The organism is Rhodococcus sp. HNM0563 (assembly GCF_012726195.1).
In the GTDB taxonomy this organism is placed as follows: Bacteria; Actinomycetota; Actinomycetes; order Mycobacteriales; family Mycobacteriaceae; genus Rhodococcus.
The window spans coordinates 494,639-508,285 of record NZ_JAASAF010000002.1 but is presented as its reverse complement, the minus strand read 5'-3'; the positions used below and the strand labels follow the sequence as shown (position 1 = coordinate 508,285).

Sequence of the window (13,647 nt, the reverse complement as noted above, 5' to 3'; positions counted from 1 at the left end):
TGCCAGTGACCACCAATGCCCGATCCACGCAGCTGCGTCCTACCGCTCGTTCCACGCAGCAGCGTCGTGTCGCCGTCCTCGGTGGCAACCGGATCCCGTTCGCGCGTTCCGACCGCAAGTACGCACGCGCCTCCAACCAGGACATGTTCACCGCGACCCTCGACGGTCTCGTCAGCCGATTCAACCTGCAGGGCGAGCGCCTCGGCGCCGTCGTGGGCGGGGCGGTACTCAAGCACAGCCGCGACTTCAACCTGGTCCGGGAGAGCGTGCTCGGCAGTGCCCTGAGCCCCTACACCCCCGCCTGGGACCTGCAGCAGGCATGCGGCACCGGCCTGCAGTCGATCGTCTCGGTCGGCGACGCGATCGCCGCCGGACGCATCGAAGCCGGCATCGGTGGCGGCGTCGACACCACCTCGGACGCCCCGATCGCGGTGAGCAACCCACTGCGCGAATTCCTGCTCTCACTCAACCGCGCACGTACGACCGCAGATCGGGTCAAGCTGCTCGGCAACGTGCGTCCGTCGATGCTCGGCATCGAGATTCCGCGCAACGGCGAGCCGCGCACCGGCCTGTCGATGGGTGAGCACGCTGCCATCACCGCCAAGGAATTCGGTGTCCGTCGTGAAGACCAGGACGAACTCGCCGTCGCGAGCCACCGCAACATGGCCGCCGCCTACGATCGCGGATTCTTCGACGACCTCATCACCCCGTTCCTAGGGCTCACCCGCGACGACAACCTGCGCCCTGATTCGTCGGTCGAGAAGCTGTCGACGTTGAAGCCGGTGTTCGGCAACAAGCTCGGCGACGCCACGATGACGGCGGGTAACTCGACTCCGCTCACCGATGGTGCGTCGGCGGCCCTGCTGTCGACCGAGGAATGGGCGGCCGAGCGCAACCTGCCGGTCCTCGCGTACCTCGTCGACTCCGAGACCGCCGCCGTCGACTACGTGCACGGCGGCGACGGACTGCTCATGGCACCTACCTACGCCATCCCGCGGCTGCTCGAGCGCAACGGCCTCACCTTGCAGGACTTCGATTTCTACGAGATCCACGAGGCCTTCGCGTCGGTGGTCCTCGCCACACTGCAGGCGTTCGAATCGAAGGAGTACTGCACGCAGCGACTCGGCCTCGACGCTCCGCTCGGCTCGATCGACCGCAGCAAGCTCAACGTCAATGGATCCTCACTCGCGGCGGGCCACCCGTTCGCCGCGACCGGCGGCCGTATCGTTGCTGCTCTCGCAAAGATGCTGCACGAGAAGAAGCAGGAGACGGGCAAGCCCGTTCGCGGCCTCATCTCGATCTGTGCTGCCGGTGGCCAGGGCGTGACGGCCATCCTCGAAGCGTGACCGTGCAGGACGCCGGACACATTCGGATTCTTTTCTTCCGATGCGTGTAACGCCTCTGCCGGCGCAGCGATAGAACATACGACCCTGCTGGGCTACCTGACCCCCGACCTGGTAGCCCAGCAGGGTCTTTTGCGCATTCCGCCCGTCGACCGTTCAAGTCCGGGCGTTACCCTGGAGAACCGGTATCCGGCGCGCGGTCTACGAGCGTGCCCTGTCTGAAGGGACATCGGTGAGCGGCAACAACGGGACGAACGAGCCCGAGGCTACACACGACGACGTTCGCCCGACCGAACCGCAATCGCAGGCGGCGTCCTCGGCCGATGCTGCGCCGCCGGTCGATGCTGTCGCAGAGCACGGTGACGCGGCGACACTGGACACGAGCGAAGCGGCGTCGACGGGAGACGTCGAGCCCGGACCGGAAGATCGGACCCCGGAGACGAGTGTCCCCGCCGGCGAAGCCGATTTCGACGGATCCGAGGCGGCAACGACGCCTGTTTTCCGTGCTGCGCCTACCGCACCGGCTGCTGAACCGTCCGATGAATCCGAAGCGTTCGAGCCCACTGAGACTTCTGACGCAGTTGAGGCAGTTGAGGTAGCTGACGCTCCCACCGCGGTCATTCCGGTGACGAAGGTGCCGTCCGAGCAGAACCCGCCTCCCTCGGACGCTCCCACCGAACAGATGTCGCAGATCGAGGTTCCGCCCGCCCCGACCGCCGCGATGCCGCCCGCATCACCCACCGGCGCTACCCCGCCCCCCGCAGGACCGCCGCCGGTCGCGCCTCCGCCCGGGGACGGTCCGGGTGGCCCGTCGGGTCCTGACAAGCCGTGGTCGAACCTCCCGAAGCGCACGATCGCGCTCGCCCTCGGCGGTGTGGCAGCGGTCCTCGTCCTCCTCTACGCCGCGGATGTCGCTATGAGCTCGGGCGAGGTGCCCCGTGGCGTGACCGTGGCCGGTGTCGAGATCGGCGGCGAATCGCTCGACGACGCCGAAACAACTCTTCGCGACGAACTGGGTCCGCGGCTCGACGCTCCGGTGGCGGTGACCGCCGGTGACACCAGCGGTGAGATCGTGCCGTCGGAAGCGGGGCTGGGTATCGATTGGGATGCGACCCTCGCCCGGGTGGGCGAGCAGCCTCTCAATCCGTTCGTACGTCTGGCGTCGTTCTTCGGCAACGACGAAGTCGGTGTGGCCTCCACCCGCGACGACGCTGCTCTCGCCGCGTCGATCGATCTGGTGACCGCCGCCGCAGCGCACGAGCCGCGTGAAGGCAACATCGTGTTCGAGGACGGCACCCCCGTCCCCGTGACCCCGCAGCCCGGCCAGCGTCTCGACGCGGAAGCAGCGTCGGACGTGTTCGCCGAGCGGTGGCCCTTCGGTGATGTGTCGCTACCGGTCGAGAGTGTGGAAGTCACCGTCACCCGTGAGGGCCTCGATCGTGCACTCGCCGAGATCGCGGTGCCCGCGGTCGCATCGGACCTCGTGGTCACCGGACTGGACGGCGCGGTCGCGACATTGCCACGCCAGGACATCGGCGCGGTGCTCTCGTTCGCACCCGACGGTGACGGCGGACTCGATCCGCAGTACCACCCCGAAGCTGCCATCGGGATCCTCGGGCCGCAGCTCGCCGACACGGAGACAGAACCGAAGGACGCACAGATCGTGCTCGACGGCGGTCGTCCCGCAGTTGTTCCGGGCACGAAGGGCAACCTCGTCGATTGGGAGAAGACCCTCGAATCGCTGCCGCAGCTGCTTGCAACGGAGAACGGACGATCCGTCGAAGCCCTGTACAAGTCGGCCGATCCGGAGCTCACCACGGAAGCCGCCGAGAAGCTCGGAATCAACGAGGTGATCGGTGAGTTCAGCTCCGGTGGGTTCGAGTACGCGTCCGGTGTGAACATTCGGATCGCTGCCTCCGAGATCAACGGCGCGCTCGTGAAGCCTGGAGAGACGTTCTCACTCAACGGATACACGGGCCCGCGCGGTGCAGCGGAAGGCTATGTCGAGTCCGGCATCATCGAGGCGGGCCGGCCGGGTAAAGCCGTCGGCGGCGGTATCAGCCAGCTCGCGACGACCCTGTACAACGCGTCGTACTTCGCGGGTATGGAGGACGTCGACCACACCGAGCACAGCTACTACATCTCTCGATATCCGGCTGCGCGTGAAGCGACGGTCTACGAGGGCGCAATCGATCTGGCGTTCCGCAACCCGTCGGAGACGACCGGAGTGCTGATCCAGACGATCTGGACCAACTCCGACATCACGGTGCGCCTGTGGGGCACGAAGACGGTCAACGTGCAGTCCATCACCGGCGATCGCACCAATTACACGTCGCCGAATACGATCACGCTGCCCGCGGGTGAGTCTTGCATCGCCTCCAGTGGTGCGCAGGGATTCACCGTGACGGACACGCGAATCGTCACCGACGTGAACACCGGTGCCCAGATCTCGAACAAGACCCGCACCGTTCGCTACGACCCGGTACCCATCGTCAAGTGTGTGAGCCCGGAGCCGGAACCCGGCGACGAGCCGTCCGGTGGCGACGGTCCGTCGACGCCTTCATCCGCGCCGGGGGACGACACCGCACCGGCACCTGCGCCGGCCGAACCCGAATCCGACACACCGCAGACCGACGCACCGCAGACCGACACACCACAGGCAGGGCAGCCCGCCGCGGCGCGTCCGTCTGCGGGTGATTTCGTGCCGGACTTCTCGGGTTTTCCGGGCGTCGACGACCAGTAGAAGGGCTCGCGGAGAGGCGATCTCGCTGAGCGGGAACTCGCCGTGGGTGCTGTGACAGAGCTCATAGCATCCCTGCAATGACCAATGTGATCAGTACGGATTCCGACACGAGCGAGTTGCTCGGGAATCAGCAGCAGAAGAACCGGGCGCAACGGGTGAGTTCTGCCGACGAGCGTCGTGCACGGATCCAGCGAGTGATCGACATGCTCGTAGCTCGGCACGACGCGATCGTCGACGCGATCGACGAAGACTTCGGCGGCCGGCACCCGGGCTACTCGACCGTCAACGACGTACTCGGATCGCTGACGGCCCTGAAGTACGCCCGCGACCACCTCGAACAGTGGATGCAGCCCGAGCCGCGTGCAATGTTCGCCCCGTACGATCAGCTCGGTGCCACCGCGTCGGTGCAGTACCAGCCGAAGGGCTCCGTGCTGATCATCGGGACCTGGAACGCCCCGGTCTACACGCTCATGAGCCCCCTCGCCGGAGTGCTCGCGGCGGGGAACCGGGCGGTGCTGAAGCCTTCCGAGATCGCACCGCGCACCGCGCAGGTATTGGCCGACGCAGCCGAGGAGTTCCTCGATCCCACCGATATCGCCGTCGTGACCGGTGGTGTGGAGACCGCGCAGGCGCTCACAGCTCTGCCGTTCGACCACATCGTCTTCACGGGTGGCCAGGCTGCAGGTCGATCGGTGCTCGAGAACGCCGCCCGCAACCTGGTGCCGGTCACCTTGGAACTCGGCGGTAAGTCACCGGTGATCGTCGGCCGCTCCGCCGATCTCGCAACGGCAGCGTTTCGCATCGCGATCGGTAAGGCCACCAACGGCGGCCAGATCTGTGTCAGCGCCGACACCGTGTACGTACCGGTCGAGTCTCTCGAAGCATTCGTCGACGCGATTCGTGCGTCGTACGGCGAGTTGCTGCCCACGGCCACGGGTAATCGTGACGTGACGGCAATCGTCGACGATCGGCATGTCGCGCGCATCGACGAGTATGTCCGCGAGGCAACGAAGCTGGGTGCGCGCATCGAGACGGTTCCCGATGAACCGATCGGTACCGCCGATCGTCGCCGTCCACTGCGACTGGTGATCGATCCACCGCTGTCGGCAGCGATCTCACAGGAGGAGATCTTCGGTCCCGCCATGGTGCTCCGCACCTACAGCGACCTCGAGCAGGCGCTCGGACAGATCAATGCCGGGCCGAAGCCTTTGGCCTTGTACTACTTCGGGCAGGACGAGCAGGAACAGCGCGTCGTCGTCGAATCCACCACGTCCGGTGGCGTCACGATCAACGAAGTGATGATGCATCCGGGGCTGCTCGATGCGCCCTTCGGTGGTGTCGGGGCATCCGGCATCGGGCATTACAACGGCCGCGAGGGCTTCCTCGAGTTCAGTCATGCCCGAACGGTGTTCGTGGCATCGGAGCAGGATCCTCGTCGTGAGTGGGGAATGCTTCCCCCGCACGCCGACGGGTACCGCGCGGCAATGTCTGCGCAGGTGACGGCGGAATGAGAACTCGCGGAGCGATCATCCGGCAAGCGCCCGGTACCTACGAGATCGCCGAACTCGATCTGGACGAACCGCGGCGCGGTGAGCTGATGGTCCAGATGGTCGCGGCCGGGTTGTGTCATTCCGACGACCACATCTCCTCCGGCGATCATGCTGTGGGTAGCTACCCGATCTGCGGTGGGCACGAGGGCGCGGGCATCGTCGTGCAGGTCGGGCCCGAGACGTACGGCTGGAGTGAGGGCGACCATGTGGTGTTCTCCTTCCTTGCCGCGTGCGGGCGGTGCCGGTGGTGTGCGAAGGGCTTGCAGAATCTGTGCGATCGCGGCGCCGCGATCATGACCGGAACCCGGCCGGACGATCCGACAAGTTTCCGCATGAGTCTCGACGGCGCGCCCGTCGCGCAGACGTGCGGGCTGTCCACCTTCAGTGAATACACCACTGTCAGTGTCGATTCGGTGATAAAGGTCGAGAAGGATCTACCGCTCGACAAGCTGTGTCTACTCGGGTGTGGCGTGGGCACGGGCTGGGGAGCTGCCGTCAATTCCGCTGAGGTGTATCCCGGACAGACGATCATCGTGCAGGGTATCGGCGGGATCGGTATCAACGCGGTCCAGGGCGCAGCACATGCGGGCGCTGCCAGGATCATCGCTGTGGATCCCGTGCCGTTCAAGCGCGAGAGTGCCCTGAAGTTCGGTGCCACGCACGCTGTCTCGGGCATGGCGGAGGCAACCGAGATCGCACGGTCGTTCACGAACGGGCAGGGCGCCGACGCGGCGATCGTCACGGTGGGCGTCACGACAGGGGAACACATCGCGGAAGCGTTCTCGTCGATTCGCAAGGCCGGCACCTGCGTGGTCACCGGACTGGGATCGATGACCGACGTCGGAATCCCCATCAGCCCCATGGAATTGGTGCTGTATCAGAAGCGGTTGCAAGGTTCGTTGTTCGGCGCATCTGCGCCGACCGCCGATATCCCGTGGTTGATCGACCTGTACACCTCGGGTGCATTGAAGCTCGACGAGCTGATCACGTCCACATACAAGTTCGACGACATCGCTCAGGGCTTCACCGACATGCACGAGGGGCGGAACCTGCGCGGGGTCGTCCTGTTCTGACCGCGCTACGACGACAGTGGCTCCCGCCGATTTCGGCGGGAGCCACTGTCGTGTTCTGTGCTGTCGTGTCGATCTACGCGGTCATCAGAACGCGGCTTCGTCGAGCTCCATGATGTCGAGGTCGACGTCGGTGATGATGCCTCGCGACGTGGTCAGGGTGGGCAGCACGTTCTTCGCGAAGAACGATGCTGCTGCGACCTTGCCCTCGTAGAACGCCTTGTCCTTCGCGTCCGGTCCTGCGTCGAGAGCGGTGAGCGCGACCTCGGCGTGCTCGAGGAGCAGCCAGCCGATGAGCAGGTCGCCGAACGACTCGAGGAAGCGGACCGAGCCGAGACCGACCTTGTACAGCTCGGTGGGCTGCTCCTGCGCGCCCATGAGGAACTGGGTGAGGGTCGCGACCATCGACTGTGCATCTTCGAGTGCCGTGGCCAGCAGCGCGCGCTCCGGCTTGAGGCGCTGGTCGGCGGTGTCGGAATCGAGGAACTTCTTGACCTGCCCTGCCACGTGTGCGAGAGCGACGCCGCGGTCGCGGGCGATCTTGCGGAAGAAGAAGTCCTGCGCCTGGATCGCGGTGGTGCCCTCGTACAGGGAGTCGATCTTCGCGTCGCGGATGTACTGCTCGATCGGGTAGTCCTGCAGGAAGCCCGAACCACCGAAGGTCTGGAGCGAATCAGTGAGGTACTGGTAGGCCCGCTCGGAGCCGCAGCCCTTGACGACCGGCAGGAGCAGGTCGTTGATGCGGTGTGCGAGCGCGGCATCGGCGCCCGAGACCTGCTCGGCGACGACGTCGTCCTGATGTGCGGCGGTGTAGAGGTACACGGCGCGCAGGCCTTCCGAGTAGGCCTTCTGCATGGCGAGCGACCGGCGGACGTCCGGGTGGTGCATGATCGACACGCGCGGCGCGGTCTTGTCGGACATCTGGGTCAGGTCGGCGCCCTGGATGCGTTCCTTGGCGTAGTCGAGCGCGTTGAGGTAGCCGGTCGACAGCGTCGCGATGGCCTTGGTGCCCACCATCATGCGGGCGTGTTCGATGACGTCGAACATCTGCGCGATGCCGTTGTGGACCTCGCCGACGAGCCAGCCCTGGGCGGGAACACCGTGGCCGCCGAAGGTGACCTCGCAGGTCGCGGAGGCCTTGAGACCCATCTTGTGTTCGACGTTGGTGACGAACACGCCGTTGCGTTCGCCCATCTCGTTCTTCTCGAAGTCGAAGTGGGTCTTCGGGACGAAGAACAGGGACAGGCCCTTGGTGCCCGGTCCGGCGCCCTCGGGGCGCGCGAGCACGAGGTGGAAGATGTTCTCGAACAGGTCGTCGGAGTCGGCCGAGGTGATGAACCGCTTGACGCCCTCGATGTGCCAGGAGCCGTCGTCCTGCTTGATGGCCTTGGTGCGGCCCGCTCCCACATCGGAGCCGGCGTCGGGTTCGGTGAGGACCATTGTGGCGCCCCAGCCGCGTTCGACGCAGGTGGTCGCCCACTTCTTCTGCTCGTCGGTGCCGTTGTCGAAGAGCACGCCGGCGAATGCCGGGCCTGCCGCATACATGAAGGCGGCGGGCTGCGCACCCAGCATCATCTCGTTGACCGCCCACAGGAGGCTGCGCGGCGACTCGGTGCCGCCGATTTCCTCGGGGATGCCCATGGACCAGTATCCGGCGTCCCACCAGGCGCGGAAGGCCTTCTTGAACGGCTCGGGGAGGGATACCGAGTGGGTGTCGGGATCGAAGGTCGGGGGGGTGCGGTCGGCGTCGGCGAAACCTTCGGCGGCCGGGCCCTCGGCGAGGGCTTTGACCTCGGTGAGGATGCCGCGTGCGGTCTCTTCGTCGAGGTCGCCGAACTTGCCGGCTTCGAGGACCTTCTGAATCTTCAGGAACTCGAAGAGGTTGAATTCGAGGTCGCGGAGGTTGCTCTTGTAATGGCCCATGTCTGTGCTCTGTCTCCCAGTGCGGTCCGGTGTCTGCCTAGTACCGCCCAAGTTTATTACTCGTCGGTAACATCTCTATGTTACTCGCCAGGCAACTAACTGCCAAGGCCGATTTTACGGGCAACCACGAGTGCGTCGATGGCAGTTCCGGAAACTGTTTCTCGGAATCTCCGTTCTGCTACCCGGATTTCCAGCCTGCCGTCGATTTCTTCGACGATATCGGCTGGGGTGTAAAGGATTTCACTGTCCTGAGGCCCGCCGACTCCCTCGTCGATATTCGTCCTGTCATGTCCCAGAAATATGAGGATTCCGTCATGTTCGAGTGAATTGATCGCATTGTCGATCAGTGTTCTGCGCTGCGCCGGAGGGAAGTGCAGGAATGCGGCGAGGATCAGATCATAGGGGCCCTCGAATGAGCCCTGCGTCACATCCGACTTTGTGTACCGCAAGCGGTCACGCGACCGTTTCGGCGCCTGCGTCGCGACCTGCCGTGCCTTGTCGAGGGCCACCTCGGAGAAATCCGTACCCAGTACTTCCCAGCCGCGCGTCGCGAGCCAGAGGGAGTGCCTGCCCTCGCCGCACCCCAGGTCGAGCGCGCGACCATGCGGAAGAGCGGTGGCGAACTCGACGACGACGGGGTTCGGCGGTGCCCCCCATACCAGTTCGGCAGCCTGATACTTCTCATCCCACTCACGTGCATCCATGAGGGGAAAGGTAGTCGTCCGCGACCTCGGCCCGCTTGTACTGGAACGAGTTCCAACCGGGGGTGTCGCGGACGGTTTTCTCGACCCGCGATACCGTGTCCCGACGGCGATGCTAGGGCAGCAGCGCCACGACGATGTAGAGGAGTTTTCGGGATGGGTGCACAGATCGCCGCTCCAGCGCCGTTGCGGAACAGTGTGCTGCTCGGGCTGGGTGTCCACCGCCCGGAGCGTGTCGTCACGAACGAGGAGATCTGCCGGCTGATCGATTCGAGCGACGAGTGGATCCAGTCGCGCTCCGGCATCAAGGAGCGTCGATTCGCGAAGGCGCACCCCGAGGAAACGATCGTCGAGATGTCGGTCTCCGCCGCAGAGAAGGCTCTAGAGGCCGCGAAGCTGACCGGTGCGCAGATCGATACCGTGATCGTCGCGTGCTCCACCTACGGTTTCCAGACTCCGCAGGCCGCTGCGCTCGTCGCCGACAAGATCGGCACGAACGGCGCCGCGGCGCTCGATATCCAGGCAGGCTGTGCAGGCTTCTGCTACGCGTTGGGTGTCGCATCCGACCTGGTCCGCGCGGGATCGGCGACGAACGTGCTCGTCGTCGGCGTCGAGCGGATGAGCGACGCCACCAACCCCACCGACCGCTCCGTACGATTCATCTTCGGTGACGGTGCGGGCGCCGTGGTCGTCGGCGCGTCCGACGAAGTGGGCATCGGCCCCACCGTGTGGGGATCCGACGGATCCCAGGGCAACGCGATTCGGCAGGAACCCGACTGGGTCGACTTCGCACAGAACCCCACCCAGCCGCGTCCGTGGATCATCATGGAGGGCACCGCGGTGTTCCGCTGGGCCGCCTTCGAGATGAGCAAGTACGTGCGTCAGGTCGCCGACAAGGCAGGTGTCGCGCTCGCAGATCTCGACGCCTTCGTGCCGCACCAGGCGAACCTGCGGATCAACGACGTCATCGTCCGTCAGCTCGAACTGCCCGACAGTGTGGCCGTCGCCGACGACATCATCGAGACCGGCAACACCTCGGCGGCCTCCATCCCGCTCGCCATGGAGAAGATGCTGCGCACCGGGCAGGTCGAGCCGGGCGCCACCGCGCTGCTGCTCGCCTTCGGCGCAGGTCTGTCCTTCGCGGGCCAGGTCGTCAAGATGCCGCCACTGGCCCAGTAGTCCATGGCCGGTAAGAAGAAGCCATCGATCCCTCGGTGGCTCTGGTTGCTGTGTTTCGTCGTGGTCTCCGTGGCGATGGTTCTTCTCGAACCGTACGACTCCGACTCGTCGGGGGCTGTCACCTCGCCGGGTGGCCCAGGTCCATCCTCGACCTACAGTGCTTCCTCCGCGCTGCAGGCGCTCGCCGCGCTTCCGGTGCGTGATGCAGCCTCGCAGTCCGGCTACGAACGGGAAGCGTTCGGCTCCGCGTGGACCGACAGCGTCACCGTCGAGTTCGGCAAGAACGGCTGCGACACGCGCAACGACATCCTCAAACGCGACCTCGTGCACATCTCCCTCGAGCCTGCCACCAAGGACTGCACCGTGCGCACGGGCACACTCCACGACCCGTACACCGGCAACGAGATCTTCTTCCGGCGCGGTAGCGACACCTCGTCGCAGGTCCAGATCGATCACGTCGTTGCGCTGTCGAACGCGTGGAAGACGGGCGCGCAGCAGCTCGATGAGCAGCAACGTCGCAATCTCGCCAACGATCCCCGCAATCTGATCGCGGTCGACGGCCCGACCAACCAGTCGAAGGGCGACGCCGACGCCGCACAGTGGCTCCCGCCCAATGTGGGCTACCACTGCGACTACGTGGCGCAGCAGATCGAGGTCAAGAGCGTCTACAAGCTGTGGGTCACGCCCGCCGAGCACGAGGCGATGTCGAGGGTCCTTTCGGCCTGCTGAATCGGTCGCCGGCAAGGGGGGGAGCGCAGACGGCCCTGAACCACGTCAACGGCTCTTGAATATCATCGTTGTGTCGCACGTAACCTGAGACGCGACGCGATTCCGGTGGCCACACCCGGTGCTGTTCGGAATCGGACCGATACGACGTGGGAGAACCGCCATGAGCGCCGATAAACCGAAGATCATCTACACGTTGACAGACGAGGCGCCGCTACTCGCGACGCACGCCTTCCTGCCCATCGTGCGCACCTTCGCCGGTGCCGCGGGCATCGAGGTCGAGTCGAGCGACATTTCGGTGTCGGCGCGGATCCTGGCCGCGTTCCCCGACCGCCTCACCGAGGAGCAGCGCGTTCCGGACACCCTTGCAGAGCTGGGACGTCTGACGCAGCTGCCCGAAACCAACATCATCAAACTGCCCAACATCAGCGCCTCCGTGCCGCAGCTCCTCGCCGCGATCAAGGAACTGCAGGGCAAGGGATACGCGATTCCGGACTTCCCGGAAGACCCCAAGACCGACGAAGAGCGCGACATCCGCGAGCGCTACGGCAAGATCCTCGGCAGCGCCGTCAACCCGGTCCTGCGTGAAGGCAACTCCGACCGGCGTGCACCCCGCGCGGTGAAGGAATACGCCCGCAAGCACCCGCACAGCATGGGTGAGTGGTCGATGGCGTCGCGCAGCCACGTCGCGCACATGCAGCACGGAGACTTCTACCACGGTGAGAAGTCCATGACGCTGGACAAGGCACGCAAGGTCCGCATGGAGCTGGTGACCAAGGGTGGCGAGACCATCGTTCTCAAGCCCGAGGTGAGCCTCGGCGAGGGCGACATCATGGACAGCATGTTCATGAGCAAGAAGGCCCTGCTCGAGTTCTACGAGGCGCAGATGGAGGATGCACGCAAGACCGGCGTGATGTTCTCCCTGCACGTCAAGGCAACGATGATGAAGGTCTCGCACCCCATCGTCTTCGGTCACGCAGTGAAGGTCTTCTACAAGGAAGCCTTCGCCAAGCACCAGGCACTGTTCGACGAACTGGGCGTCAACGTCAACAACGGCCTCGTCGACCTCTACGACAAGATCGAGACGCTGCCGAGCACTCAGCGTGAAGAGATCATCAAGGACCTGCACGAGTGCCACGAGCACCGTCCCGAGTTGGCGATGGTCGACTCGGCCAACGGCATCTCGAACTTCCATTCGCCCAGCGATGTCATCGTCGATGCTTCGATGCCTGCGATGATCCGTATGGGCGGCAAGATGTACGGTGCCGACGGCCGGCCGAAGGACGCAAAGGCAGTGATGCCGGAGTCCACCTTCGCGCGCATCTACCAGGAGATCATCAACTTCTGCAAGACCAACGGTGCGTTCGACCCCACCACGATGGGTACCGTCCCCAACGTCGGGCTCATGGCGCAGAAGGCCGAGGAGTACGGCTCGCACGACAAGACCTTCGAGGTCCCGGAGGACGGCGAGGCCAACTTCGTGGACGCCGACACCGGCGAGGTGCTCCTCACCCAGCACGTCGAGGCAGGCGACATCTGGCGCATGTGCACCGTCAAGGACGCGCCGATCCGCGACTGGGTCAAGCTCGCGGTCACTCGTGCACGCAACTCCGGCATGCCGGTGCTGTTCTGGCTCGACCCGTACCGCCCGCACGAGAACGAGCTGATCAAGAAGGTCGAGCTGTACCTGAAGGACCACGACACCGAGGGCCTCGACATCCAGATCATGTCGCAGGTGCGCTCGATGCGGTACACGCTGGAACGGGTGATCCGTGGACTGGACACCATCGCCGCGACCGGCAACATCCTGCGCGACTACCTCACCGATCTGTTCCCGATCCTGGAACTCGGCACCAGCGCGAAGATGCTGTCCGTCGTCCCGCTGATGGCAGGCGGCGGTATGTACGAGACAGGCGCGGGCGGCTCGGCTCCCAAGCACGTCAAGCAGCTCGTCGAGGAGAATCACCTGCGTTGGGATTCGCTCGGTGAGTTCCTGGCGCTTGCTGTCAGCCTCGAAGACCTCGGCATCAAGAACGACAACGAGCACGCCAAGATCCTGGCGGACGCACTCGACGCCGCGACCGGCAAGCTGCTGGACGAGAACAAGAACCCGTCCCGCAAGACCGGCGAGCTCGACAACCGGGGCAGCCAGTACTACCTCGCGCTGTACTGGGCACAGGAACTCGCTGCGCAGACCGAGGACAAGGAGCTCGCGGAGCGCTTCGCTCCGCTCGCCCGGACCTTGGCCGAGAACGAGGACACCATCGTGCGCGAGCTCCTCGAGGTACAGGGTTCCCCGGTCGACATCGGTGGTTACTACCAGCTCGACCGTGAGAAGGCAGACTCTGTGATGCGGCCGAGCAAGACCCTCAACGACGCGCTGGCGTCCGTGCAGGTCTGATCTCCTCCGGC

At 65.2% G+C, this 13,647-nt stretch carries 9 protein-coding genes; 7 read left to right on the top strand and 2 right to left on the bottom strand.

Annotated features, from left to right (window positions below; translation table 11 throughout):
- Positions 1-32: 32 nt before the first annotated feature.
- The 4 genes from HCA61_RS06095 to HCA61_RS06080 all read left to right on the top strand — a co-directional run bounded on the left by HCA61_RS06095 (position 33) and on the right by HCA61_RS06080 (position 6,709).
- The gene (locus tag HCA61_RS06095) at positions 33-1,346 is read left to right on the top strand and encodes an acetyl-CoA C-acetyltransferase (protein WP_169687466.1); all 1,314 of its coding nucleotides are present in this window, start codon (positions 33-35) and stop codon (positions 1,344-1,346) included.
- 871 nt (positions 1,347-2,217) lie between these two features.
- Positions 2,218-4,086 (top strand): VanW family protein, encoded by a 1,869-nt coding sequence (locus tag HCA61_RS06090; protein ID WP_169687465.1) that lies wholly within the window; start codon positions 2,218-2,220, stop codon positions 4,084-4,086.
- Positions 4,087-4,163: 77 nt separating this feature from the next.
- Positions 4,164-5,597 carry an aldehyde dehydrogenase family protein gene (locus HCA61_RS06085; RefSeq protein WP_169687260.1) on the top strand — a complete coding sequence of 478 codons (1,434 nt, stop codon included), beginning with the start codon at positions 4,164-4,166 and terminating at the stop codon, positions 5,595-5,597.
- Entirely contained in the window at positions 5,594-6,709 is a 1,116-nt protein-coding gene (locus tag HCA61_RS06080; RefSeq protein WP_169687259.1) for an NDMA-dependent alcohol dehydrogenase, read from the top strand. The genes HCA61_RS06085 and HCA61_RS06080 overlap by 4 nt, the downstream gene beginning before the upstream one ends.
- Positions 6,710-6,793: 84 nt before the next feature.
- Here HCA61_RS06080 and HCA61_RS06075 read toward each other — a convergent pair whose 3' ends face one another.
- Together HCA61_RS06075 and HCA61_RS06070 are read right to left on the bottom strand one after the other, a co-directional pair.
- The gene (locus tag HCA61_RS06075) at positions 6,794-8,629 is read right to left on the bottom strand and encodes an acyl-CoA dehydrogenase (RefSeq protein ID WP_169687258.1); all 1,836 of its coding nucleotides are present in this window, start codon (positions 8,627-8,629) and stop codon (positions 6,794-6,796) included.
- Positions 8,630-8,724: 95 nt separating this feature from the next.
- Entirely contained in the window at positions 8,725-9,333 is a 609-nt protein-coding gene (locus tag HCA61_RS06070; protein ID WP_169687257.1) for a class I SAM-dependent methyltransferase, read from the bottom strand.
- Between the two features lie 153 nt (positions 9,334-9,486).
- Here HCA61_RS06070 and HCA61_RS06065 point away from each other — a divergent pair, with 153 nt between their 5' ends.
- From HCA61_RS06065 to HCA61_RS06055, 3 genes are all read left to right on the top strand, one after another.
- The gene (locus HCA61_RS06065; protein ID WP_169687256.1) at positions 9,487-10,509 is read left to right on the top strand and encodes a beta-ketoacyl-ACP synthase III; all 1,023 of its coding nucleotides are present in this window, start codon (positions 9,487-9,489) and stop codon (positions 10,507-10,509) included.
- A gap of 3 nt (positions 10,510-10,512) precedes the next feature.
- The gene (locus HCA61_RS06060; RefSeq protein WP_169687255.1) at positions 10,513-11,238 is read left to right on the top strand and encodes an HNH endonuclease family protein; all 726 of its coding nucleotides are present in this window, start codon (positions 10,513-10,515) and stop codon (positions 11,236-11,238) included.
- A 160-nt stretch (positions 11,239-11,398) separates the two neighbouring features.
- The gene (locus HCA61_RS06055; RefSeq protein ID WP_169687254.1) at positions 11,399-13,636 is read left to right on the top strand and encodes an NADP-dependent isocitrate dehydrogenase; all 2,238 of its coding nucleotides are present in this window, start codon (positions 11,399-11,401) and stop codon (positions 13,634-13,636) included.
- The last annotated feature ends 11 nt before the right edge of the window (positions 13,637-13,647 follow it).